The 25,814-nt window shown below is 43.1% G+C and carries 22 protein-coding genes and 1 tRNA gene; 15 read left to right on the forward strand and 8 right to left on the reverse strand.

Annotated features, from left to right (window positions below; translation table 11 throughout):
• Positions 1-39: 39 nt before the first annotated feature.
• Entirely contained in the window at positions 40-849 is an 810-nt protein-coding gene (locus ACPK8D_RS01495; RefSeq protein ID WP_424716068.1) for a sugar phosphate isomerase/epimerase family protein, read from the reverse strand.
• A 780-nt stretch (positions 850-1,629) separates the two neighbouring features.
• On the opposite strand from ACPK8D_RS01495, the gene mtrE reads away from it, so the two are divergent.
• From mtrE to ACPK8D_RS01540, 9 genes are all read left to right on the forward strand, one after another.
• On the forward strand, positions 1,630-2,544 hold the full coding sequence (gene mtrE, locus ACPK8D_RS01500) for a tetrahydromethanopterin S-methyltransferase subunit E (protein ID WP_424716069.1): 915 nt from the start codon (positions 1,630-1,632) through the stop codon (positions 2,542-2,544).
• Entirely contained in the window at positions 2,541-3,290 is a 750-nt protein-coding gene (gene mtrD, locus ACPK8D_RS01505; RefSeq protein WP_424716070.1) for a tetrahydromethanopterin S-methyltransferase subunit D, read from the forward strand. Before mtrE ends, mtrD begins: the two co-directional genes overlap by 4 nt.
• A gap of 1 nt (position 3,291) precedes the next feature.
• Complete coding sequence (mtrC, locus tag ACPK8D_RS01510) at positions 3,292-4,095, forward strand: tetrahydromethanopterin S-methyltransferase subunit MtrC (protein WP_424716071.1); 804 nt, start codon at positions 3,292-3,294, stop codon at positions 4,093-4,095.
• The gene (locus ACPK8D_RS01515; protein ID WP_424716072.1) at positions 4,092-4,418 is read left to right on the forward strand and encodes a tetrahydromethanopterin S-methyltransferase subunit B; all 327 of its coding nucleotides are present in this window, start codon (positions 4,092-4,094) and stop codon (positions 4,416-4,418) included. Before mtrC ends, ACPK8D_RS01515 begins: the two co-directional genes overlap by 4 nt.
• A 1-nt stretch (position 4,419) precedes the next feature.
• Complete coding sequence (gene mtrA / locus ACPK8D_RS01520; protein ID WP_424716073.1) at positions 4,420-5,142, forward strand: tetrahydromethanopterin S-methyltransferase subunit A; 723 nt, start codon at positions 4,420-4,422, stop codon at positions 5,140-5,142.
• Positions 5,142-5,366 carry a tetrahydromethanopterin S-methyltransferase subunit F gene (locus ACPK8D_RS01525; RefSeq protein WP_424716074.1) on the forward strand — a complete coding sequence of 75 codons (225 nt, stop codon included), beginning with the start codon at positions 5,142-5,144 and terminating at the stop codon, positions 5,364-5,366. Before mtrA ends, ACPK8D_RS01525 begins: the two co-directional genes overlap by 1 nt.
• An 18-nt stretch (positions 5,367-5,384) precedes the next feature.
• Positions 5,385-5,603 (forward strand): tetrahydromethanopterin S-methyltransferase subunit MtrG, encoded by a 219-nt coding sequence (mtrG, locus tag ACPK8D_RS01530; protein ID WP_424716075.1) that lies wholly within the window; start codon positions 5,385-5,387, stop codon positions 5,601-5,603.
• 13 nt (positions 5,604-5,616) lie between these two features.
• Positions 5,617-6,567: a tetrahydromethanopterin S-methyltransferase subunit H gene (gene mtrH / locus ACPK8D_RS01535; protein WP_424716076.1), complete on the forward strand. Its 951-nt coding sequence runs from the start codon at positions 5,617-5,619 to the stop codon at positions 6,565-6,567.
• A gap of 1,234 nt (positions 6,568-7,801) precedes the next feature.
• Positions 7,802-8,914: a hypothetical protein gene (locus ACPK8D_RS01540; RefSeq protein ID WP_424716077.1), complete on the forward strand. Its 1,113-nt coding sequence runs from the start codon at positions 7,802-7,804 to the stop codon at positions 8,912-8,914.
• A 266-nt stretch (positions 8,915-9,180) separates the two neighbouring features.
• On the opposite strand, the gene ACPK8D_RS01545 is transcribed toward ACPK8D_RS01540, so the two are convergent.
• The 4 genes from ACPK8D_RS01545 to ACPK8D_RS01560 all read right to left on the reverse strand — a co-directional run bounded on the left by ACPK8D_RS01545 (position 9,181) and on the right by ACPK8D_RS01560 (position 13,171).
• Positions 9,181-10,683, reverse strand: a complete 1,503-nt coding sequence (locus ACPK8D_RS01545) for an RtcB family protein (RefSeq protein ID WP_424716078.1) — start codon at positions 10,681-10,683, stop codon at positions 9,181-9,183.
• A gap of 344 nt (positions 10,684-11,027) precedes the next feature.
• Positions 11,028-11,468 (reverse strand): archease, encoded by a 441-nt coding sequence (locus ACPK8D_RS01550; RefSeq protein WP_424716079.1) that lies wholly within the window; start codon positions 11,466-11,468, stop codon positions 11,028-11,030.
• Between the two features lie 177 nt (positions 11,469-11,645).
• A complete protein-coding gene (locus ACPK8D_RS01555) occupies positions 11,646-12,257 on the reverse strand; it encodes a CDP-alcohol phosphatidyltransferase family protein (protein ID WP_424716080.1) in 612 nt (203 codons plus the stop codon).
• Between the two features lie 290 nt (positions 12,258-12,547).
• A complete protein-coding gene (locus tag ACPK8D_RS01560) occupies positions 12,548-13,171 on the reverse strand; it encodes an aldolase (RefSeq protein ID WP_424716081.1) in 624 nt (207 codons plus the stop codon).
• Positions 13,172-13,317: 146 nt separating this feature from the next.
• Here ACPK8D_RS01560 and ACPK8D_RS01565 point away from each other — a divergent pair.
• The 3 genes from ACPK8D_RS01565 (at position 13,318) to ACPK8D_RS01575 (ending at position 16,937) form a co-directional block, all read left to right on the forward strand.
• Positions 13,318-13,391, forward strand: a tRNA-Thr gene (locus tag ACPK8D_RS01565).
• Between the two features lie 961 nt (positions 13,392-14,352).
• Positions 14,353-16,344 carry a PAS domain S-box protein gene (locus ACPK8D_RS01570; protein WP_424716082.1) on the forward strand — a complete coding sequence of 664 codons (1,992 nt, stop codon included), beginning with the start codon at positions 14,353-14,355 and terminating at the stop codon, positions 16,342-16,344.
• Positions 16,345-16,478: 134 nt separating this feature from the next.
• Positions 16,479-16,937, forward strand: a complete 459-nt coding sequence (locus tag ACPK8D_RS01575; RefSeq protein WP_424716083.1) for a peroxiredoxin — start codon at positions 16,479-16,481, stop codon at positions 16,935-16,937.
• A 319-nt stretch (positions 16,938-17,256) separates the two neighbouring features.
• On the opposite strand, the gene ACPK8D_RS01580 is transcribed toward ACPK8D_RS01575, so the two are convergent.
• The gene (locus ACPK8D_RS01580) at positions 17,257-18,213 is read right to left on the reverse strand and encodes a hypothetical protein (RefSeq protein WP_424716084.1); all 957 of its coding nucleotides are present in this window, start codon (positions 18,211-18,213) and stop codon (positions 17,257-17,259) included.
• A 118-nt stretch (positions 18,214-18,331) separates the two neighbouring features.
• On the reverse strand, positions 18,332-19,075 hold the full coding sequence (locus tag ACPK8D_RS01585; protein WP_424716085.1) for a HesA/MoeB/ThiF family protein: 744 nt from the start codon (positions 19,073-19,075) through the stop codon (positions 18,332-18,334).
• Positions 19,076-19,594: 519 nt separating this feature from the next.
• Between ACPK8D_RS01585 and ACPK8D_RS01590 the strand changes: the two genes are divergently transcribed.
• Positions 19,595-21,109, forward strand: coding sequence for an AAA family ATPase (locus ACPK8D_RS01590; protein WP_424716162.1), 1,515 nt, complete (start codon positions 19,595-19,597; stop codon positions 21,107-21,109).
• A 118-nt stretch (positions 21,110-21,227) separates the two neighbouring features.
• On the forward strand, positions 21,228-22,994 hold the full coding sequence (locus ACPK8D_RS01595) for a vWA domain-containing protein (RefSeq protein ID WP_424716086.1): 1,767 nt from the start codon (positions 21,228-21,230) through the stop codon (positions 22,992-22,994).
• Positions 22,995-23,104: 110 nt separating this feature from the next.
• Here ACPK8D_RS01595 and ACPK8D_RS01600 read toward each other — a convergent pair whose 3' ends face one another.
• Complete coding sequence (locus tag ACPK8D_RS01600; RefSeq protein ID WP_424716087.1) at positions 23,105-23,836, reverse strand: hypothetical protein; 732 nt, start codon at positions 23,834-23,836, stop codon at positions 23,105-23,107.
• Between the two features lie 415 nt (positions 23,837-24,251).
• Here ACPK8D_RS01600 and ACPK8D_RS01605 point away from each other — a divergent pair, with 415 nt between their 5' ends.
• Positions 24,252-25,631: a hypothetical protein gene (locus ACPK8D_RS01605; protein WP_424716088.1), complete on the forward strand. Its 1,380-nt coding sequence runs from the start codon at positions 24,252-24,254 to the stop codon at positions 25,629-25,631.
• Positions 25,632-25,814: the final 183 nt, after the last annotated feature.

The following is a 25,814-nucleotide window of genomic DNA, read 5'->3' on the forward strand; positions in this document are numbered from 1 at the left end:
CGAACCTCGCTTCTCTTTTTTTCATAGTTTTAGCTTTTTTTAAGGTTTGAAGGCGTTCTCAAGGGTCTTTTTTCCAAAACAAAGATCTTCGAGTGAGAATACCTCAAAATTATAGACGCCCCTGTACCCTGAAAGCAATTCCAGGACTGAAAAGTCCGCACAACCTTTTCCGGGGGCCATATGCTCGTCTCCATCATATTTTTCGGTCCACTGCCCGCCGTTATCGTGCAGGTGAATATGGATGATATGCTTCTGCAGGATCCGGACAAATTCCCTGAGTTTTCCAGGGTCCCCTCCACAGGTAAGGTTTGCGTGTCCTATGTCAAAAGTAGCCTTCAGATATCCGGAGTTTACAGCTTCTATAGTCCGGGAAAGCTCTCCTGCCTCACAGCAAAAGTTCGAAGTATCTGTACCTTCTTTATTTTCAAGACCCAGAATAACTCCGTAATCCTCAGCTATAGAAGCAAGCGTACTGAGGTTTTTGACCATGGAGAAAAAAGATTTTTCCCGATCAGGCCCAACCCTTCCGGGATGTAATACTACAACAGGGGCTCCGGTCCGGTTTGCAAGCGCAATTGATTCTTCCAGAAGTGTATATTCTCTCTTGCCCATCCGTGCAGTGACTATCTGGAGCGCTGAAGGATATCTGGAGTCTCCAGCAGAATAAGGAGCGTGAACTGTGATTGCAAAATCATATATCGAGATTTCGTCAAGCACCCTGTCAAGCTTTTCCGTTTCGAGTGCCGAACCGTCGTAGATTCCAAGCTTGGGAATATACAATTCTATGGACTCAACATGTCCCTTTAAATCCCCAGGGGGGCCGGCAAAGGATGAAGCTCCTAAAATCACGCATTAAGCAAGGAAACTAAATATAAAAATCCTTTTCTGACTACTGCAGGAATCCGATTTCCGAGACATAATAAAATAATTAGTTTACTTCTATACTAAAATAGGAAATTTCCACAAAATTGCTCTCAATTCCTGGCCAGGCAATTCCATGTTATTAATATGAAAAAAACGGTCAACATATTTATATATAAATAAGTGTTATCCGACAAACTGCCAAATATTATTTATAAATAATCATTAAAAAAGGTATATAGTTCCATGTAATAAATATATTTTCATCCTGGGCGCAAACAGTATTAAATAATTTGCCTATTATGATACAGAAAACATCTCCGATTTGTTTCCTGAATAAACCAGGAAGTTAATACAACGCACAATTTATAAAAAGTACTAATATAAAAACCACATCGAGGGGATCCATTTATATAAAAATAGTAAATATTTTTTTAATAATAAATAAAAAAATTCATTAGTTATAATCGGAATCTTTATATGATATTGAGAAAAGTAGAATTTTTTTATTTATATAAATATATGATTTTGTTTATTTTTACCAGCTTAATCTATCTTATAAAATTGATTGTATATTATATAATCACATAATAATATTTTAAAAGCCTACATATTTCGAAAGGTTTATGAATGATCCTCTCTAATCCAAAATTTAACGCGCGTCATAATCATATTTCTTTATAATGATATGGCAGACGATTTCAAAAAAATGTACAGCGTTTTTTGAATCCGGCTTATTACATGTAATAATATAAAGGAGGAAAATGAATGGAACCACTCATAGGCATGGGAGTGCTGGCACTGATTGGCGTAGCTGCAACCATTGCAGGTGCCTCAGAAGACCTGGAATCCGATGTCGGATCTCAGAGTAATCCCAACTCACAGGTCCAGTTAGCTCCCCAAATGATGTTTCCGCACAGAATCTTTAACAAAGCGGTATCGGGAGAACCACCCTCTAACGCGTTAATGTGTTCGATTGGTGCAGCCATTGCAACAGTATTAATAAGTGAATTCAATTCATCTCCACTCTTTGCACTGGTATTTGGCTCCCTTATTGCAGCATGTGTACACGGTACTTTTTCCGTAACTGCTACAATGGGCAGATGTGCCAGCCAGAGTCGGTTCAAGCAGCCGATTTATCTGGATATGATAAGGAGTCACACCCCTGTAATTATGGGATACGCGTTCATAACGACCTTCAGTGTTCTGATAGTGTCGTATTTGATGACCGTTGTGCTCGGGCATCCCTTCCCGCTAACCATGCTGGCTTTTATCTGGGGTATTACTGTGGGTGCAATAGGCTCGTCCACAGGCGACGTCCACTATGGTGCAGAGCGCGAGTTCCAGCAGTTTGAATTCGGATCAGGGCTGAACGCTTCAAACTCAGGAAATATTGTAAGGTATGCCGAATCCGGGCTCAGGAACGGGTATGATAACTCGTGGTTCTGTGCCAAGTTCGGAGGGCCTGTCACAGGGCTTGCTTTTGGTATGACCGTATTCCTGGGAAGCTGGGTAACCACTATTTTTGATCCTGCAAAAGGCCTGACAATGGGATGGCTCTCTGTCGTTGCAGGTGTTATTATTGTCCTTATTTTAATTATCTGGAACTGGAAGATGGAAGTCGCAGCTCGCAAAGCATTTGGGCCTTACAAAGAAGACAAGGCTGAGGAGGCTTCAGCATGATTGATGCTATCTTAGAAAACATCCTCATGATGATCTATATCGTACTCGGCGGCGCTTTGATTTCCTGGAGTGTCCACTTCGTGCCTGTAGGTGGTGCACCTGCAGCTATGGCTCAGGCAACAGGTATCGGTACCGGTACAGTGCAGCTGGCAGCAGGCGCAGGTCTTACCGGGCTTGTGAGTGCAGGGTTTATGATGAACGTAACAGACAACCTTCTCCTGATTCTTGCCTCAGGTGCAGTGGGTGCAATGATCATGATCGCTGTGACCATGATCGTCGGTACCTGGGTCTATGTTTACGGTGTAGGTGTCGTGCCTTCTTCCGCAAAAGTAAAGACTGACCCTATAACAAAATACAGGCAGGACCTTTACGTATCCCAGGGTACTGAAGGGCACGGACTCCCAACAGTCAGTTTTGTGAGCGGAGTTATCGGTGCAGCTCTTGGTGGTATTGGCGGTGCTCTCGTCTATTACGCACTTATCGAAGTGGGTCTGAATGCTGGTCTGACAGCAGGCACAAGCTCAAGTGTTACAGGTCATTCACTTGTAGGTGTTGCAGCAATGTTTGCAATAGGCATTTTCTTCGTGAACGCTGTAATTCCATCCTACAATATAGGAGGTACAATTGAAGGGTTCCATGACCCTAAATTTAAGAAATGGCCGAAAGCGGTAATTTCTTCCCTCGTAGCAACAGTACTGTGTGCTATCGTGGCAATAGTCGCAATCGCACAGCTCGGAGGTATGTAAAATGTCTGTAGGTGGATCAGGCGGAGGAGCCAAAGGCGGATATCCTCCACAAACAATAATGGCTTTAGGTATAGTCGGCGGCCTTGTCGGAATTTACCTTGGTCACTTTATGCCTCCAGCATATTCCTTCTTCGGAGGAATCGGGGCAATCTGTGCAACGGTATGGGGTGCTGATGCAGTCCGCCGTGTTGCAAGCTATGGACTTGGTACCGGTGTCCCATCAATTGGTATGCTGGCTCTAGGTATGGGTATTTTAGCAGCCCTCTTCGGGCTTTCAGTAGGAGGTATTGCAGGGCCCATAGTAGCCGTCGTTGTAGCAGCAATTATAGGTGGCGTTATTGGTGCCCTTGCAAACAAAGTAATCGGAATGGGCATCCCCATAATGGAACAGGCAATGATAGAGATTTCATGTGCAGGTACCCTTGTAATTCTCGGGCTGAGCGTCGTTATTGCCGGATCCTTCGATTATGCTGCAGTCATTGAAAACGTAGTCGCAAACGGATACATTGCACTGATCTTTATAATAGGCGGTATGGGAATCCTTCACCCATTCAATGCTAGCCTGGGCCCTGATGAGCATCAGGACAGAACCCTGACTCTTGCTGTTGAAAAGGCAGCCATTGCATTAATCATTACAGGCTTTGCATCTTCACTCCATGAAGGGTTGATGACGGCTGGAGTAAACATGCTTGTGGGACTCATCATCTGGTATGTTGCTTTCTCAAAGCACTACGCGCTTATTAAGAGAGATGCATACGCAGTGGTTGGAACCGGTCTACTACCCAGTGCGGAGGAACTGCAATGAGCATAGTTCGTATAGCTCCCGAGTTAAATCTAGTCCTGGACATAGATTCGGCAACCGTTGCGGAAGAAAGGAAGGATTCGATTCAGTATTCCATGGAATCTGTCTTTGAAAGGGTGGACAAACTGGATGCAATCGCAGAAGACCTGGTAAATTCCCTTTCGCCCAGCAAACCGCTCCTCAATACATGGCCAGGCCGTGAGAATACTTCCTATATGGCAGGAATTTACGCAAACTCCTTCTATGGAGTTGTTGTAGGCCTTGCCTTCAGCGGACTGGTAGCCCTCATCATATACATAACAAGACTGATGGAAGGGGTGGTGTAAAATGGCAAATAAGAGAGAACCAGCCCCAGGATGGCCTATCCTGAAAGGAGAATATGAAGTAGGCGATGTCAAGAATTGTGTACTGGTAATTACCTGCGGATCCCACCTTCCAGGAAAGCCAGTCCTCGATGCAGGCGCAGCCGTTACCGGATCATGTAAGACCGAAAACCTGGGTATTGAGAAGGTCGTTGCCCACATTATCTCAAATCCAAACATCAGGTACCTGCTTGTGACAGGTTCTGAGGTTAAAGGGCACATTACCGGACAGTCAATGATGAGCCTCCATGCGAATGGTGTAAAAGAGAACAGGATTGCAGGCGCACTGGGTGCAATTCCGTATGTGGAGAACCTGAATGCAGCCGCAATTGCCCGTTTCCAGGAACAGGTTCAGGTCGTCAATCTGCTCGATACCGAAGATATGGGTGCTATCACCTCCAAGGTGAGAGAACTCGCCTCAAAAGACCCGGGTGCATTTGATGCAGATCCGCTGGTTGTGGAAATCAGCGAAGCGGGCGGAGAAGAAGAAGAAGGCGGTGTTGTCAGGCCGGTTTCCGGAGAAATTGCAGTTCTCCGCAGCAGGTTGAAGGCAATTGAATCCCGCATGCTTGATATAGGAAACTTGAACAAGTTCCACTCAGGAGTTCACGCAGGAAAGATTGAAGGCGCCATGATAGGGTTGACAGTAACCATATCCCTGCTTGGATTATTACTGCTAGGGAGGTAATGAAAATGGCAGAAGAATATGATAAAGGCGTCCCAATGGTGCTTGCCCCTCAGATGGGTGCAATTGACGCTACTGTTGAGAGCATTCGATATAGAGCACAGTTGATTGCGAGAAACCAGAAGCTTGATTCCGGGGTTATGTCTACCGGAATAATTGGCTTTGCAGCAGGTTTCCTCTTTTCACTGCTGATGGTCGTTGTACTCCCAATAGCTGTCGGCCTATAAACTTGAGAGGTGAACAATATGGACGGAAAAGCACCAGCAGCGTTTGTAGAGCCAGGCGAGTTTAACGAAGTAATAAAAAGGCTCGATACTATTGACGAAAAGATCGAGTTTGTCAACAGTGAAATTGCGCAGAGAATCGGAAAGAAGGTAGGAAGAGATATCGGAATTCTGTACGGCGGAGTCATTGGCCTGCTGCTCTTCCTGATCTATGTCTCGGTATCATCAATGTTCATGTAAATGAGGGATCAAAATGTTCAAGTTTGACAAGAAGCAGGAAGTTTATGAAATCGGCGGAGTTAAGTTCGGTGGACAGCCGGGCGAATACCCAACCGTATTAGTCAGTACCATGTTCTATGCAAGGCACAAGATTGTGACTGATGAGGATAAGGGTATCTTCGACAGGGCAGCTGCAGAAACTCTCTGGAATACCCAGGTGTCAATGAGCGACGCTACAGGAAACCCTTACGTAAACCAGATCGTGGGTGAAACTCCCGAGTCAATCAAACGTTATATCGACTGGTTCATTGGGATCGATGACAGGACACCCTTCCTGATCGACTCCTCAGCCGGAGAAGTGCGTGCAGCCGCAGCCCAGTACTGTACCGAAATCGGTGTTGCAGACAGGGCAATCCACAACTCAATCAACGCAAGCATTGAGCAGGCAGAAATGGATATTCTCACAGAAAGCGACGTAACAGCTGCAATCGTTCTGGCTTTCAACGCAACTGACCCAACCGTAAAAGGAAAGATGGACATCCTTGAAGTCGGTGGTTCCGGACAGACCAAGGGTATGCTTCAGGTCGCCAAGGAATGTGGAATAACGATTCCCCTGATCGACGTTGCAGCTATGCCTCTCGGTGCAGGCGCAGGCGCAACAATCCGCACAGTTCCGACAATCAAAGGAAAACTCGGTCTGCCTGTTGGCGGTGGATACCACAACATGGCCTCGGCCTGGGACTGGCTCCGCAAATTCAAGAAGACCCAGCCTGACCCCAAGGCAATCTACATGCCTACAGACATTGGTACCAACCTGGTAGCCCAGATCGCAGGTTCTGACTTCCTGCTCTACGGTCCTATCGAGAACGTCAACCAGATTTTCCCTGCTGTCGCAATGGTCGACATTATGCTCGGAGAAACTGCCAAGGAACTCGGTGTCGAGATCGCAGACCTGGCAAACCACCCTGTAACCAAACTGACATAAACGAAAATAAAAAAATTAAGGGTCGTAAGACTCAAAAGCAGAGGAAATTTTCCTTTGTTTTTCTTCTATTTTTTAAACGATTGTAGCTTTTTTATTAAGCAGACGCTTATTCTCTTGACCTTTCTGGCCTTATTCTCTTAACTTTCTAGTCTTATTCTCTTGATCCTTAGTCTTATTCTCTTATCTTTCTAGTCTTATTCTCCCTGCCACTTTCTGGTAAATTTCTTTCCCTATTCATCTGTTTTTTTATACACTATTCAGGTGGACAGGGAAAATAAGATCACCAGGTAAGCCGGAGAAAACACAATACCCAGGCGAACCGGAGGGAACATGAATTAACCTGAACTAAAAACATATGCTGCAGGAATCGGCAAGGAAAGTGTAGAAAGAATAATATTAAAAGGTTTACGTTAGCATTAAAAGATTTACATTATTTCTCAGGAGAAAAGTCCCTGGCTGGCTAAGTAATTCCATCCGAACCTGCCAGGTACTTATGAATCCACTCCCGAACTCGCTTTCTGGGACTGTTATTGCCTCTGAAGATCGTGAGTTATCAGGGAAATGTTATAACCTGTGAGTTTTTACCCCGTGCTCATGCAGGGACTTGTACTATCTACTCCCAAACCCACAGCCTTGAAAACGTCAACTGATGCCTTTTAAATCAAATTAGAGCAGGTAATCAAGGTTAGACAAAATGTAAGGACAGGGCGAAATCAATAACGCGATCTTCCAGGTTATAGCAGTCCGATTCATATACCAATTTTTTAAATAACATATTGTAGACTGTCTTAACATATATATATAAAGAATTGTGAACCGATGTCACCTGTTTCTGGCCATTTGTCAACCTTTTCGCTTAACATTATAAGAAAGACTTAATTAGAATTCGAAAATAAGACCGCGTATAAAAATATATATCTGATCAAATCGGGGGGATTTATTGCTATGCCAACACTGTGGAATATTTTACGATTAATTGGCGTGTCTGGTGAAGTGTATATTAACTCTAATTATCAAAAAATAGTACTAAATAGAAAGATTTAATATTCGGTAGCACTTACCAGTACCATAAACAGGGTTCTAAGTAAAAACTTTTAGATTTACACAGTATCTCGTTATAAAAACGTTTTTTTCTAGCTTTTAAACCGGAAGCCATAAAAAGTCCTGATCTTACGGTCACCAAAACGGATCATAGCATAAAGAGCCAGGAAACCGGGTAGTATCGGGTGGAAATATGCTGATCAGAAAGAATATATCCCTGGATGATAAGTATCTTAAAAAGTTACAGCCCCTTCTGGATGCCAATAATGGGAATTTGAGTGCTGCAGTCAGGGATACCATTGAAGTTGCAGATACAGCTCTTGAACATTATAACAGTATTGATGAAGCAATCCAATTTTTAAAAGAAACTCCTGCAAAAGAAGAGTTGAATGATACAATTCAGAACGGAGAAAATATCGTTATAAATAAAACAATGCTTGAATGGCTGTTCAGGTGTACTAGAGGCAGGCTCACTGATGAAGAGCTTGTCAATGAGCTTATTAATCCTTTTGAGGTTCAGGATATGAAACAACTTGAAGATTACCTGAACAGGGTTTCAAGAAGCTATCAATGGCCAATTCGAACTTCAATAAAATGTGAAGATATTAATAATCCGGAATCTGCACTGGTACTTATTTCCAACTCTACTGTACACAGCAGAGACTTTTTTGCCCAGCTGGTAGCTCATTTTCTTTCCAGATGGAAGCAGCTCGATGTTGAGCACGTTTTCAGGAGATCAAACTCAACCCAGATTTCTTTCAGAAGGAATCCATCCACTTCTCCGAATGAGATTATGCCCGGAATCCGGAAGCATTTTGGGTACCTTGATATTTTATGTAAAGAGCTGGATGAGAATACGGAATTCTGGACTCAGCTCATGTATACTTATAACGTTGAGAGGTTCAATCTTGTGACTCTTCACCGGAGCCAGTTTGAAGTTTTTGCAACCGGAGAAGTCCCAAACCCTACAAAAATCCTTGAACGCCTGTGCAAGCAATCGGTAAGTGATATGCCCCTTCCGGATTTACTGGTTCATTTCAGGAGAATGTATCTTGCAACCCAGCTTGCCAAGAATATAGAAATCTCTCTCGAACCCGGAAACGAGTCAGTAACCATTTTCCACGATTTCAAAGATGAAAGAGTTGTCCGCAATCTTGTTGAGTACTTCTCGAACATATTCAGGGAAAACGGCACGTATTTCGAGACCTCCCTGTATTCAAGCATGATTATATTCAGATTCTTCCAGGAACGAAAACCTGATAGTTCGGACTTGTATTTAATGGAAGAAATGGAAGAGCCTGAATAACCTGAAAAAAATACAAAAGGTAAATAACAGACCCGAAAACTAAAAGAAAATTGCTCAACACAAAATATTAAAAATGTCTCTATGAGATCTTAAAGAAAAAAATAAAAAGAAATATTTAAGAGATATATTAAAGATAGAAATCTTAAAAAGAGAGTATTGAGAGAAATCAGGGGTTAAAAACTTCAGCTCGCAAACTAAAGTTCTCCCGGAATCTTTGATGCCTGATGCCTTCATTTAAAGGACGGACCTGTTTTTCGTCATCTCACTTAACCTTTTGCAACCCCTAAAGGAAAAACTCTTGCGACCTTACGGGCAATACCGAGCTCGTGCACGACGTTTACCACATCGCTGCTGGATTTGTATACGCCTGGAGCTTCCTCTGCAATTACTGAAGGATGCGTGGCTCTTACTGTAATGCCCTGAGCCTCCAGGTTTTCCTTTATGTTCTGTCCGCGGAACTCTTTCTTTGCATGTGCCCTGCTCATGACCCTTCCGGCCCCGTGGCAGGCACTGCCGAATGAAATATCCATAGCTTCCTTTGAACCGCACAATATAAAGGAAGGGGTTCCCATGCTTCCGGGAATTAAAACCGGCTGCCCTACATCCCTGTATACTGAAGGCACTTCAGGATGCCCTGGAGGAAAGGCTCTTGTTGCCCCTTTCCTGTGCACATACACCTCCTTTTTCCTGCCGTCCACGTTGTGTTCTTCAAGTTTTGCCACATTGTGAGCAACATCATAAAGCAGGTCCATGCCCAGGTCGTCTGCGTCTCTACCGAATACCTTTTCAAACGATTCCCTTGTCCAGTGCGTAATCATCTGACGGTTTGCCCACGCATAATTTGCAGCGCAGAGCATGGCTTTAAAATAGTTCTGAGCTTCTCTTGACTGGGCAGGAGCACAGGCAAGCTGTTTATCCGGAATTTCAATTTTATAGTTCTTTACGGCCTGAGAGAGTTCCTTTAGATGGTCAGTACAGATCTGGTGCCCTGCACCCCTTGACCCGCAGTGGATCATTACCGTGACCTGGCCTTCTTCAAGCCCGAAGGTTGAAGCAACTTCCTGATCATAGATCTTATCGACATACTGAACCTCCAGGAAGTGGTTGCCGCTTCCAAGGGTTCCTAACTGAGGTTTTCCCCTGTTTCTGGCTTTCGTGCTTACCTGAGAAGGGTCGGCCCCTTCCATATACCCGTTTGCCTCACAGTGTTCAACATCTGCTTCCACACCATACCCGGCTTCTACAGCCCATTTTGCACCCTCCTGAAAAGCACGGTCCAGTTCCTGGTCAGAAGCCCTGAACCGGCTCTTGGAACCAACACCTGCGGGCACGTTATGAAAAAGCTCGTCAGTTAACTCCTTTATATTCGGAATTACATCTTCCTTCTTAAGGTTGGTGCGAATGAGCCTTACCCCGCAGTTGATATCAAAGCCCACCCCACCCGGACTGATAATCCCTTCTTCCGCATCAAAAGCCGCGACTCCCCCAATAGCAAAACCATAGCCAAGATGGGCATCGGGCATTGCCATGGAATACTTCTGAATTCCAGGGAGGGTTGCCACATTTGCAATCTGGTCAATAGTTCCGGGGTCAATATCTTCGAGTAAACTTTCGGATACAAACAGACGGCCCGGAACCCGCATGTTGGGGATATGTCCGATAGGGATTTCCCAGTTATTCTCGGAAATCTTCCTGACCATACTCTTTACATCCCCCTGTACATTCTCCGTGCTTAATTCCTCAATAGCTGTATCTTCACTCTCTACCATGATTGATACTCCCTCTCCATTATGCTTTATTGATATAACTCTGGAACTACTAATTTACTTTCCGTTTCCCAAAAGTTTGCAAATTGCCCTGGAAACGTAATCAGGATACATTGTATCAGGCTGGATTAAGGCTATAATAAATTCTGGAAACGGCTGATAATAAGCTCAGTTCGATATAACAAAGCCGGTCTAAATATGACTGAATCAGTTCAGGACTAGGTAATTCAATTTAGATCTTGTAGTGCAGGATAGGATAATAATTCCCATACATGAAGATATGCATGGTGCGAAATGTTTAGAGAATAAACAACCAGTATCCGGGATAGAGAGAAAGCTGTGCTCCCTTAAATGTCCACAACGATCTGAGCTTTCCAGCCGTCGTCAGTCTTCGAAATTTCTAACTGGTTATAGGTAACAGCCTTGATTTCAGTCTCAAAGGGGTGGCTTTCGGGATAGAACTTTTCGCCCAGTGCCTGAGCTGTTATTGAGTACTCCCCTTCTTCTTCCATAACTTTCTCAACCCGAAACTTCCTGAAAACAGTTTCATCAACCTCAAAGATATATAAAAGTTCGGAAAGCCAGTCCACAAGCAGGGATTCCAGGTCAGGTGATTTAAGAAAAATTTCTTTTCGGGTCTCTCCCGAGACTTTTTCCGTATCAATCATAACATTGAACATAGCGAGAGCCGAATTTTCAAATACTTCTTCCAGAGTTTTCCCATAAGCCCGAAACTTGATATCTGCAGTGTGTTCCAGATACTCATACTGTTTTCCTTGAGACGACATAGCCAAGTATTGTTTGTTGTGTTACATTAACTTATTCGCCTCAGAAGCCTGCATTCAGGACTGCAGAAAATTTCTCCGAACTGAGATAAAAATTAAGCTTTGAGAAATTCTTGGAAAAATCTGTCGTTCAAAAGAATTCTATCATTCGAAAAGGTGCTACTATTCGGAAGAACGCTATCATTCCAGTTTCTTCCAGATATAATGAATTCTCTGGACTGCCGTTATATGGCTTGTTACAGCAATCAGGATGACAGCCCAGCCAAGGACTGAAAAACCGGCAACAGTCACTGAAAAGGCAAAGTTGCCGAACGCTGCAAGAATTATAACTACAAGCCGATCCGCCCTGCCCATGATTCCTCCATAGTATCTCCCCAGGCTGAGCGCCTGAGCCTGGGTTCCGAGATAGCTGGTAAGTTGCACCCCTACAATTGCCGCAACTCCTATCTGCCAGGGGGCATAACCTGCAAAAAAAATGCTGCATATAATAAAGACATCCGAGTAGCGGTCGATAACGTGATCAAGAAAGTCACCCCTGGGAGTGGCCCTATTTAATTTCCGTGCAATTACTCCGTCAAGGGCGTCAAAAATCGAGTTAAGTATTACCAGGATACCTGCCAGCAGGATGAATACCCTGGATGCAGGCGAGTAATAAAAACTGAGCCCTGCAAAAAATGCACAGATAAGGGAAGCTATGGAAACTGTATCGGGTGAGACCTCATATCTGACGAAAAAGTCTGCCAGCGGTTCAATAACTTTTGAAGCAAAAGGTCTCAGGGTATTAAATGTCATGGTACTCGAGATTCTTCCTTTAGTGATATCCGTAATAGAAAGCCGCCCCAGAAACAGGCACCTTATCTTGTTCGGTATCCCGGTTTGGATCTGCTTATTTATATCGTTTCTGTGTTTACCTGCTTTTTATATTTATACTTAAGGCTGTATGGTTATCCGCTCACTCAATAGATAAGTTTACTTATTTTCCTTTCCTGCTGTTGCACGCTTGTGAGAAACGCGGATCAAACGAGCGAGCGCTTGCGATCAAATGAGCGAACGTTTGCGCTAATCAACGAGTGCGGCGCGGATCAAACGAGCGAGCGTTTGTAGTTTACATTTTTTTCCTTTCCTGCTGTTGCACGTTCGTACAGGTACTTAACTTTACAGGAGTGCTCAAGCTGCGTGGTCACGATGTATGCATCTCCAAGCGTTCTCCCGACTGCAAAAGTCCCGTGGCTGTATGCTATAGCGCCTCTATGCCTCGAAAGTGCATTTGCAAGATTTCCTGCAAGCTCGCGGCTACCTATTCCTCCTCCGACGATCGGAATCTCCCCAAGGAAGTACTGTCCTTCACTGTCTACGGGCGCAATTAATCCTTCAGGCCCTGCGAGCAGGGATTCTACAACCGCATACGCAGAATGAGCGTGAATGATTGCAAGCGCTGAAGTCTGCCTGTAAATCTCCCTGTGTACAACGGTTTCGGAAGATGCAATTATATCCAGGGAAGAGGTATCTCGAATGTCAACCTCAACAACGTTATTTCCTGTAATTTCATCAAGTGCCGCCCCTGTCCGGGTAATAAGCATCCTGTCGCCAGCCCTGATACTGATATTTCCGAAGTTGGATTCGACAAGCCCGTGTTCAACCAGCTTGCGCCCGTATTTTGCGATTTCCTGCCACATCTTAAGCGAGATATAGAAAAAGGGTGCCATAAAGTTTATGTACTATAAGTTCAGGACCCAGGCAAAATGGAGAAAGTGAAACAGTTAAAACATGACGGCTGGCTTTCGGAATAAGATATCTGCCATAAAGTTTATCTGTGAGTATTGTATTTAGATAAGTCGCAGTATTCCCATTTGCCTCGTTGGCTCAGCCCGGTAGAGCGAGTGACTTGTAATCACTAGGTCGCGTGTTCGAATCACGCACGAGGCTTCATCTCTATTTTTTCCATAGCCTGCATTCTTGCCATTTAATTTTTTTTATATATGTCGTTTCTTGCTAAGCCTTATTTTGTCCATAGTCACCTCCGTATCCTGAGGGTACTGAAGAGGAAAATTAGTACAATTGGATAAACTTGCCTGTGGTAGTAAGCTTACAGATTTGTAATAGTAAGTTGGTCTGTAACAAGGCTTTCCCTTAACCCGGTAGAAAAATCAGGGCACCAGAAAAAAACCAGATTGCTGCTAATCTTTTAATGACAGTGGATAGAGTTCTTTTAATTGATTCATGCCAGACCGAGTTCCGTACAAAATACATAAATAAAAATCACTATAATTCCTTTAAAATTTTTAACCTAGAAATATTATTTGCTTGAAACTAATTTTTTGTATAATTAATTTAAAATAATTTCTATTCTTAGTATATGCTGGAGTTGGGAAATGAGGGGGTATTCTACCACATAAATAAAGAACTTCCCGGAAGTTGCTGACTTCTCTTTGAATTAATTGTTCGGGGGAGCATAGATATTCGAAGAGGCTATATTGGGGATACGGTAAACGGATTCAGCAATTCCGGGATTCTTCTAAGTTCCTTAATTCTTCTTTGCTTTTTTCAAAATATTTCTGTGTACTTTTACTTTATTATACTTTTATTATTTTTCCAAAACAGCTGTTTGACAAGAATGAATATTTTTATATTAATACTGATAACTTTATAAGTTAGCAATTCTCTTTCATTAACATTAACTTAGCTTTATAAAAAACGCTTAAATAAATAAAGGGCTCTCTATTTTTAGATAATGCCTGAAAAAACTTTTAATAAAAGAGTTTGCGTAAAATAATAATATTAAGAACTGTAGCAACTTCTAAAAGTTCAGCTAAAATTACTGTAAAAGCTGAGTTCGAAAAATAAGAGATATAAGGGGTATAATAGAAGGCAGGGGAGCTGAAAAATATTGGCAGAAAACGAAGCTAAAAAATTTGATACTACAAATCAGGAATTTTGCTGCCAGACTCCTGAATTTAAAAGCGGAGAGAAAGTATCTAAGGCCGATTTCTCCTTTCTCAGGAATATACTCAATGGCATACTTAATCCTGTTATATATACTGACCGTGAAGGGGTGATCCTTGGCGTTAACAGATCTTTTGCCAGGCAAATTGCAGGACTTCCCGAAGAAACAGTTCTCGGCCTTACCCTGCGTGAGATCGGAAATAATGCCTTAGATAAATTTCAGGGAAAAAGTCCCCAAAAAGAGCAGAGTATTTTCAGGTGTTTTGAAGAATGGGATAAAACCGACAGGGAACTTCTAAAATCCGGGCAAAGCCTGACCCTCGAATGCGAGGGTATCTGTGCCGATGGGGTAAAACGAACTTTCCTTACAAATAAATCAACCTTCAGTGGGGAAAGAGGGGAGATTCTCGGATTTGTTACAGTTATGCAGGATATCACTCAGGTCAGAGAGACTGAAAAAGCCCTGAGAGAAAACCTGGACTTTAAGGAAAGGTTGCTTGATGAAATTCCGGTTCCTGTTTTCTATAAGAATACCGAAGGCAGATATATAGGCTGCAATAAGCATTTTGCAGAGGAAATCATAGGTCTCCCTAAAGAGAAAATAACAGGCCGGATCTATGGTGAACTTACACATCAGGCGCCCCACGAGCTGATAAAAAAATATGATGAACTGGACCTTCAGATTTACGGACAGGGAATAGAACAATGCTGCGAATTAAAAAGCAGATATCTCCCAAACTGCCTCGGGAGAGAATTTGTCGTTATCAAATCCCCTTTTTTTGGTACAGAAGGTGAGATAAATGGACTTGTCGGGGCTGTGCTTGATGTTACCGAACGAAACAAAGCGCAGAAGGAACTTCAGGAAAGCGAAGAAAAATATCGCTCGTTTATAAAGAACTTTAAGGGAATCGTTTTCCAGCTCAAGGAGAATTTCGTTCCTCTATTCCTTCACGGAAGTGTTGAGGAAATTACAGGCTATAGTGAAGAAGAATTCCTGTCCTCTCAGCTCTGGAAAGAGCTTATCCACCCTGAAGACCTGTCCCTCATTTATGAGGAAAAGAAAGAGCTACAGGCTTCTTCGCATTCCCGCTACGGGGAAATCGATTTCCGGATAATATGCAGGGATGGGCGAGTAAAATGGGTCCATGCGGCCTATCAGAAGATATCCGGCAGTAGTGGGAAACCCGTTATATACCAGGGTACGATTCACGATATAACTGAAAAGAAAGAGGCCGAAGAAAATCTTGCAAATGCCGAAATTGCCCGTAAAAAGGAAATTCATCACAGGATTAAGAATAACCTGCAGGTAATCTCGTCCTTACTTGATCTTCAGGCTGAAAGGTTCAAAAACAGGGACACTGTTCAAACTTCAGAAGTTCTTGATTCTTTTCTGGAAAGCCAGAATCGAGTAGTATCTATGGCTCTCATCCACGAAGAGCTGCACAGAGGCGGGAAAGTCGATACATTAAATTTTTCAACGTACCTTCAAAAGCTCAGTGAGAACCTTTTCCAGACTAACAGGCTCGGAAATTCCGACGTCAGCCTGGAAATAAACCTGGAAGAGAGTATTTTCTTTGATATGGATACAGCAGTTCCGTTAGGAATAATCGTAAATGAACTTGTTTCAAACTCCTTCAAACATGCGTTTCCAGATAGAAAGAAAGGGCGTGTTCAAATAGAACTTTTCAGGAAAGAAGTCTGGCAGCGCAAAAATGACAAGGGAGAAAGAGATAAAGCCAGTTGTCAAAATACAGGCTTTGTTCTTACGGTTAAAGATAATGGGGTGGGTATGCCTGAAAGCCTCGATATCCAAAATTCCGAAACTCTCGGCCTTCAACTGATAACCACGCTTGTAAACCAGTTAGGGGGCAAACTTGAGGTGAAAAGAGACAGAGGAACCGAGTTCACTATAAAATTTACAGTTGCAGAAAAGTAACATTAAATTTGTGCTCCGTCCTGTCAACTGATTTCTTATTTTTGGCCTTTTATTACGATTCAGGTTTTCAGTTCCTAATAAAGATAGACAATTTATTAAATATATATGATTTTATTTAATTGGGGAAATTCACGATGAACGAGATTAAAATCGGGGATAAAATTCAGGATTTCAGATTAAGAGACCAAAAACAGAAAGAGGTTCGTCTCTATGACTTCGCTGGCAAGAAGGTACTCCTATCGTTTCATCCGCTTGCCTGGACAAATGTGTGTGCAGAACAGATGAAATCACTTGAAGAAAACCACGAAATGTTTACCAGGCTGAACACAGTGGCTTTTGGCATAAGTGTGGATCCCATACCATCAAAAAGAGCCTGGGCCAGGGAACTGGGAATTACGCACATCAAGCTTCTTTCGGACTTCTGGCCGCATGGGGAGGTTGCCAGAGCATATGGAATATTCAGAGAAAAAGAAGGGGTTTCCGAGAGGGCGAACATAATTATCGACGAGGAACAGAAAGTCATATTTTTCGAAGCGTATCCTGTGCATGAACTCCCTGATATGGCAAAAATCGCAAAAATTTTGGAACAGTAAGTTCTAAGATTCAGCCCTAAAAAATGAGATGTAACCAGAAAAGTGAATAATAAAGTGAATAATAAAATGACAGATAAAATGACAGTAAAATGACAGGACAAAAAAGAGAGACAGCAGATAATAGTCTGATATTGTGAAATAAATGTAAAAGTAAACAATAGGATCATAACTAAAGGCAGGAACTGATAAAGGGCAGGAAAATAACCGGGAAATCTCCGAAAACCTGCCGGCTCAATAATTTTCAAGGCTTAATACTTTTTAACTTTGTATCAGCCCTTAAAGCTTGATACTTTTTCAACTTTATATCGACCCTTATCATTTAACTCAATTTAAGTCCCATACTGCTCAATTCCGTATCAATCCCATCAAAGAGTTCCCTCAGCGCTATGCTGAGCCTGCGGACCTCTACCTGCCAGACCCTTTTACTGACCTGTTTGCATCCTCCGGCTTTGACAGCTGCCACCCATGCATATTTTCTGGCGATTTTTGTGTTGTTCGAAGGAAAATGGAAAGCTTTTCCGGTTTTCTGGTTACTGTACTTTTCATTGATCAGGAATTCGTGTATCTCCTGAACTTTTTCAAGCAGCTTTTTTTCACCTTCGGAACCTGACGCTCCAAACAGAACGAGGTTCCAGAGACGGAACTGTACACTGTGAAGTTGGGTGGAAAGTTTCTTGGAGACCGAGACTTCCAGCATCTTCCTGAATTCAAGGTAAATATCCATATTCCCGAAGCCTGAAGGCACAATACTTCCAAGTGAGATCATAACGTGAATGCACTCGTGAAAAAGAATTCTGGCTATCAGGAATTCGACCCTCTCCTGCAAGTTCCAGAATCTGTTTACAAGAGCCTCTTCCCAGAGCTGGTAAGGGTTAACCAGGATCATGTACCTGTACACAATTTTTTTTTCTTTCTGTGAAACCAGGCGTTTGGGATAAAGAGTCATTCCCAGCATTTTTCCGAAATACTGAACCCTGACAGCCAGGTCCCAGCAGTACTCCCACTCCCCTGAACTTACGCGCTTTACCGTGTAGTAGTTTCCGTCAAAGTGAACCTTCTCAAGCAGCCGGTACATGTCTTTACTGTGTACCTTGATCAGTGATTTTACCCTGGACTCCCGATAGATCCGAAGGTCAAAATAGGGCACATTCTGGATAGAGGCAGAAGACAAATCAGGTGCGGATGTACTTAGATCCTGGAATCCATAAGACCATAAATTTGAGCTGCCGTCCCAAACATTGACTTCTTTCTCAATTGGCCTGGCCTTCCTTTTCATCAAATCCCCTCGCGTAAGATACCCTATAAGATATTATTACTGAAGATATATAAAAATTGACCAATGGGCAGCAGGGAATTGAAATAAAGGTTTACTCTGGTTCAGAAAGTTAAAGTCCTCATTTATTTTCGCTTTTTTGATTAAGATATCCGCAAACCGGACAATTGTTTAGCTTCGAGAGTGAAATTTCACTGAAATTTCCTGAAAGCCCATTCCAGAACAGAAGACGGCCTTCCAGAAGCTTCCCCTGCCCTGTCAAGAACTTAATCGCTTCATTTGCCTGAATGGAACCAATGACTCCTGGGGTTGCCCCTAAAACCGGAAAAACTTCCTTTCTGGAAATGCGCGGGAAAATGCAGTAAAAACAGGGAGTTTCTCCAGGCACTATTGTTGTTACCTGGCCGTCATACCCTGTAACTGCTCCATGAATTAAAGGAATTCTTCTTTTTATGGCAAGCCTGTTAAGCATGTGTCTTGTTTCGAGGTTATCAAGCGCATCAACTATTACGTCACATTCAGGAACCAGGGCTTCAAGATTTGATTCGCTGAGCATCTCTTCTATGGTTTCAACCTCAATATCCGGGTTCATGGAAAGCAGTTTTTCCTTTGCTGACTCTACCTTAAGCCTTCCGATGTCCTTCTCATGATGCAGGAACTGCCTGTTTAGATTGCTGGGATCCACGGAATCGAAGTCTGCAAGAATTATTTTTCCGACTCCGGCTATTGCCAGATAGGTTGAAACCGGACTTCCCAGTCCGCCTGCTCCGGCAACCAGTACTTTTGCATTCTTCAGCTTTTCCTGCCCCTCTTCCCCAAAAAGAAGGATCTGCCGGCTGTATTTTTCACGCTCGAAATCATTCATGCAAGGACTTCCGAATTATCAATTGATTTTCAAATATTGATTACTTTCAGGATAGTTGTTAGTTTCAGGATATCGACTAATAATTTAAAATATGGTTCTTATTTTTTGTTATCAGGAATACTTTCGGCTCAGATGAATTTGAAGTACTCTCATAGATGAACTTAATATTCTCATTGATGATCGACTTCCTTACGCATAACTTCTTCGGATGGTAAAAGGCAAAATCAGCAGGGATTTAATTAAAATGGATACCAGGCCGGCGCATGAGCTCTGGTGAAAACTCGGGCTTCATTATTAAAGGCAGAAAGGTATATCACTGAGAAGAAACATAATCCGCAGACATATCGGTGGTAGGGACAAGAATTTTTAGAAAAATTAATTAAGGCAAGGCCCATAAGAATAGGGAGTTCATTTTTAACATTATTCTAGCCGGCTATTGCAATTCACTATTGTAGCATCTTTCTCGCACACTCAAGGCAAGATGCTGAAAAAGACAAATTTATAAAGGTTTTGGAATTTATGAGAGTCCTGGATTTAAAAAATACAGTTATCAATATCAAACAGGAGTTTTCAGACTACTTTAAAGAACGGGATGCTGAAATCAACGGGTCTCTTCTTGCACTCCTTTCCGGCGAGCATGTCCTTTTACTGGGCCCGCCAGGGACTGCAAAAACCCTGCTTGCAAACAAAATCTGTGAAACTATTGAGGGAGGAAACTTTTTCCATTATCTTCTGACTCGCTTTTCCACGCCTGAAGAGGTATTTGGACCGCTTTCCCTCAAGGCGCTTGAGAGGGATGAATTCAGCAGACGGATAGAGGGCTACCTTCCAACTGCCCATGTAGCCCTGCTTGATGAGATTTTCAAGGCAAACAGCTCTATTTTAAACAGCCTGCTGACTGTGCTGAATGAGAGAAAATACCATAACGGCAAGGAGCTTATCGATGTACCTCTTTTTTCCGTTTTTGGGGCTTCCAATGAGCTGCCCGAAGAAGATGAAAGCCTCGAAGCCCTTTACGACCGTTTTCTGTTCAGGTACAGGGTAGATTATATCCAGCACGAAGAGAACCTTGAAGACCTGATCTTCAAGAACACGGAAGATTTCATACCCTCAACGAGACTCAGCATAGAGGATATAAAGGAAATCCAGAAGAGGGCCAGGGATCTCCCGGTTGATCCCGAAGTTCGGGCAGTTATAAAGACACTCCGAAGAGAACTTAAGAATTCCAATATTTTTGTCTCAGACCGGCGCTGGAAAAAAATTGTAAACATACTCAGGGTTGCCTCAGTCGTAAACGGGCACACAAGCGTAAACAGGATGACGGCTGTCCTGTTACAGCATATGCTCTGGGAAGTGCCTGAACAGAAGGAAGCCATAAGGAAGCTGATTCTGGATAGGGTTGTTTCAGGCGGCACGGATACCGGTAAACTGAAACTGGATGTTTTTGACCTGAAAAATTCCATTTACAGCTGCCTGCAGCAGGAACTTCCGGATCTTGTAGCCTGTAATAAGTGCTACGAAGAAGACAGAAAAACAGCAGGCGGCATGAAAAGCTCAAGGTTTTCAGGGGGGAGGATGCAGAGGAATCTCACATTCGACAATGCCCTTGATCTGTTGAAACACCATACCGAGTTTCCAACCCATACCTACAGTTTCGGGCTCGATTATAACAATCTCAACAGTTCCCTGAGTTTCGAATCTCTGGCAGAGCAGTTCCGCAGGAAATACGGATTTGAATTCAAGATCAGCCTCGACTATGGAGATAAGAAGCTCTATGAAAAAGAGTACGAAAATCTCGAGGAGAGACTTAACTATTTCAGAAGGCAAATCCAGGAGGAAGAAAAAGCTCTTGAGAATACCCTGAGAGAAAATCTCTGGGTTTCAGGGCAGGACAGCCAGGAAATCCTGATGAAATACCGTTCCAAAAACACGGATATTTACGAGATTGCAAACAATCTGAACGAAATACGGCTCCTGCTGGAAAAACCCAGGGTATTTAATGTGGTCGTTGAAAAAGCAGGAGAGGTAGCCTGAGACTGGAATATTTCAAAAATAAGAGAAAGCTGAAATAAAAATTTCTTAAGGATTCTATAATCCCTCTAAGCTTATAAAATTCTCTTAAAGCTCAGGAGAATTTTCGGAAAAGGAAAACATGCAGGAATTAAAAAGGCGGAAGGAAGGTTTCGAAGGCATTCCGGGGTCAGGCTCATCTTTATCATTCAGCCATGCCTTTAATCCTTCCACAATATTGAATATTGAGCTCAGGGAAGTCCTGGCGACTCCACGAAAAATGCCAAGGCAGATCAGGGAAGAAATTGCGGAAATTCTTGTTTACGAGCTCTTTTCAGAAGAAGGATACGAAATAAAGGATGAAAAACTCTTTATGGGCAAATTTGGAGCTTTTTATCCGATTTTTCTAGGTCTAAGGGATCTCAGGGTCTGGAACGAAATAAAGGCTCTTGCCGGAGCTAACAACCTGGCAGGCGTTTTTATTCTCAGAACCCTGCTTGAAGAACTCTTTACACTTCTGGACGATTATGGGAAGATAGAGTCCAAATTTTCAAAAAAATTCGCAAAGAGTCTCGAAAAAAGCCTTAAGGCCCTGAAGGACCTTATCGATGAAACCCAGAATGTATGGGAAAGGAATAGAGTACGGGATATAGAGAAAAATTTCCGGCCTCAGGAATACCCGGATGTATCCAATCGACAGGCAATTGAGGAAAACAAGCCGGAAAGTTCTCTCAAACAGGAAAATTCCCTTGAACAGGAAAATTCTCTTAAACAGGAAAGTTCTCTACAAGACCCTGAATCTGAAAAAGGGAAAAATCCGGATCATCAGGCTGGAAAAACTGCGGGATCCGAAAAACTCGCTTCAGTGACTTTGAAGTTCATGTCTTCGGAAAAGGCGGGAGAGGCACTGGATTCTGTCATAGAAGAAAGCATGGCTGCAAAACTTGAAGAGTTAATCCCTGTGCTGGAAGACCATCTCGAAATGCTCGAAATTCTCTCAATGCTCTTTCCGGGCAGAGGCTGGGATCACTCCTTAAGGGCTCTTCACAGGGAATACTTCGGAAACCTTGAAAAGTACGCCGCAATCCTCAAAAGGTGCTCGGAAATTAACGAGATTCTTGAGCAGGTTGGAAGAATCGAACTTGAGTACGGCTCAAAAAAGCTGAATCTATCGCCATACAGTAAAAGTGAAGTGCATTCAGTTACCTTTTCAGGCGATATCCAGACACTGCTCCCAGCAGAAGCCGTAAAGCTGAAAAATCCTCTCCTGAAGCGCAAATTTTACGCCGATATGCTGGAAGGAAAACTCCTGACCTACCAGTTAAAAGGGGAAAACTGGAACTCGGATACTGCAGGAAAAAAGAGAAAAGGGCCTGTAGTCGCCCTTGTAGACACCTCAGCCTCGATGCGAGGAAGCCCCGAGCTTCTTGCAAAAGCTGTGCTTCTGGCAATTACAAGAAGAATGCTGAAAGAAAACAGGGACGTTAAGGTAATTCTCTTTTCCTCGAAGTGGCAGACCGTTGAGATAGAGCTCACAAATAAAAAGCGTATGGGTGAAGAGTTTCTGGAGTTCCTGAAACTTACTTTCGGCGGCGGCACCGATTTCAATACCGCACTTCGCGCGGGCCTCAAAGCTATGAAAAACGAAAAAGCATTTGAGGGCGCTGATCTCCTATTCCTTACCGATGGGTTCTCCGAACTTTCGGAAGTTCCGCTTATCCGGGAATGGAATGAAATAAAAACTGAAAGAAGAGCCCGGATCTTTTCCCTCATAATAGGGAATGACGATGCAGGCGGAATGGAAAAGGTTTCTGACCATACATATTTTATAAGGAATGCCAAAAACTGGGATGTTATGGAAAGTCCTGCAAGTTTTGTGAAAGCTATAAGCAAACCCTACAGGTTTTAAGTTTCCGGACATTTTAACTTCAGGATATCTTTGATTTCAGAAAATCTTGGATTCAGAACTTTTTTATGATTTGTCCGGCTCTCATACCTTCTCTATGCCTTCCACATGCTTCAACGCCCGCGCTTGAGAATTTTCTGCAAGCCTTCTGCGAAATCCTCCAGGTCTTTCCTGCCCGGGGTCTGATGCCTGGATATGCTTGAGAGGATAGCAAAAGCGGCCTGTTTACTCCGGCTGGCCCCTTTGAGCACCCCAATTTCAATCAACGCAACTATTAATTCGGAAATAATTTTGCGGTCTCTAGGACTCAGGTTATTCCATTTCTCATTGAGCTTTTTCGAGGAATACACTATTGATTCTTTTCTTTCGGATGCTATGGATGAGGCTTTTGAGGAAGCCATTTTTGAGGCGCTTACTATGCGCTTCCTCCCATAGGAAGCCGTTTCCAAAAAGACCTTGAGAGCATTCTTTGAGATCTTTTTTATTCTTGCTCTTTGATTAACAGGGATCTCCTCTCCGGAAGCCTTCCGGAAATCATTTTCGGCACCTCTGCTCTCCAGAATTTTACGGACTTCTTGAAAGATCTCGGAAATCTCCTCTTCAGACCTCGTCCTGAGATATTCTCTGAGGTCTTCCAGAAGTTCCGAGTCAATTGGACCTGAATCCGGTCCAGAATAGGAATCCGGATCGCGGAAGAAACCCTCATCTATCTCGACGAAATCAGCATCAATTATAGGACCGGACCCAAAAAGAGATTCACGTGATGAAGCCTTTCTGGATTTGGATTTTTTCCCGACCCTGAATCCTGCATCTGAAAGTCTATCGAATACTTTCTCTTTAAGCAAGAAAATGCACTCCTTCCTGAAAATAAATGCCTTCCTTCTTAAACGAAAAACTTTATCTGCACCGGAATAATTAGTAGCCCGGGTAACTTTAGTATCAACTCGCTGTTACATATATATCAATTTAATTACCTGCATATCAATTTAATTACCTCTCAGAAGTTTAATTTTGAGACTTGATATCTTTTTCCGTTCACTCTTATTAGGTAAAATCTGAATTTCCTTGCCTGGATGGCAACAGTCGGAGTTCAGGAAGCAATTAACTCGATTTTTTAAACCAGATGCGTAAAGAAAGAAGGAAAACAAAAACTGAACTTCCGGAACCTTTCTTTCTGGAAATAACTGCAAATTGATTCGTAGTTTAGGGAATTATTTTATAAGTCTCGTGCCTTAGTATATAATGAGCGAGGTGAAAAGTATGCGTATACTGGATACTAAGGTGTTAAAAGGAATAGTTTGCGGGCTCCTTGTCGTAGCAATCTTTTCGATTGCCTGCGCAGGAGCAGGGGATGGAAATATTGCAGTGCCTGCTATAGATAAGGTACAGCCAAAAGTCGGGGCAAGCGTTGAATCATCTTCGATTTATGCCGGGGATTATTTCCCCGAATTTGAGAAAATCAGGGTTGATCCGGCTTATAAATACCTGGAACTTGAACCGGGAGACAACGATAACTTTACTGTAATCGTTGAGAACAAAGACAACAAGACAATTAACTTAAAACCGGAACCTTTAATCACTCCTTACACGGAAAATTTCATGAATGAAAGCTGGATCAGTATAAGTCCCTCTCAAAAGGCTCTGAAACCCGGAGAAAAACAGGAATTTCAGGTAAAGGTGGACATACCGGAAGGTGCCGACCTTGGAAACTATGCCGTACTTATTGCTTTCACGGAAAAGGTGCCTGAAGGGGACGTAGCTGGTTATTATCCGAATTTCCCGGGCACAATGCAGCTGAACGTACAGGTATGGGTCAGGCCTTCGGTCCAGATTTTTACACCTTATGTAAACGATCTTGTAGAAGCCGGGGAGAATTATACTTATGAAATAAAGCTCAGGAATACGGGCGATAAAGATATTGCAATTTCCCCTGAGCTTACTGAAGCAGGGGGCATTATTTACGCTGAAGACGTGGCTTCCTCTTCCTCTACAGGAATGCCGCAGCAGGCTTTCGGAGACGATGCGATACAGGTGGAGGCCCCTGAAGAAATAAAAGCCGGACAGACAGCTATCGTCAAACTGACACTTGCGGTTCCGGCTGATGCAAAGGGCAGTTACAACGGCAACCTTGACCTGAATATTGACGATCCCGGAATTCGCGAATATGAGGAGCTGGTTTCCCTGAGCTTCCGCATCCTCCCGGTTCCGGAAGAGCCTTATGAGAATACCTTTGAAGCCGAAACAGACGGCCCTATCACTCTGGAGATTAAAGCTTACCAGTATGGTTACGGCCTGTATACCACCGGAGGAAACCGGGATCTTACGCCTTCCTTTAACGTGAGCCTGACAGACCCGTCAGGAAATGAGGTCACTCCTACCCTTGTACACACAAAATACAGCGGCTCCATAAACATAGTGGACGATGCATATTCTCAGCCGCCGTATCCTGTTCCATATATCTCTTCAAGAATTGCGGGTAGTATGGAAACTAATAACCAGGGAAGTTACCAGGGAGGAACCACAACCTTCGTGGAAACCTATTCCGCTCCGGGTGCTGCGGGAAAGTGGACGCTTTCAATCTTTCCCGAAAATACCGAGAGCTTTGAATATACCGTAACAATCGGAACTGCTGAGGAATAAAGCAGTTTCGCCTTTTTTAATTTCAGGTATTCCGGACAGGATAAAAGTCCGGATTTTTATTTAATTTTGAAAATGAGGAAGTTTCAGATAGCTTCAGAGTTCAAGATCGCTTCAGAGTTCAAGACCTATTCAGAGTTCAGATCGTTTCAGAGTTCAGATGGTTTGAGGATTGAGGCTGTCTCA

Source organism: Methanosarcina sp. (assembly GCF_049706645.1).
Lineage (GTDB): Archaea > Halobacteriota > Methanosarcinia > Methanosarcinales > Methanosarcinaceae > Methanosarcina.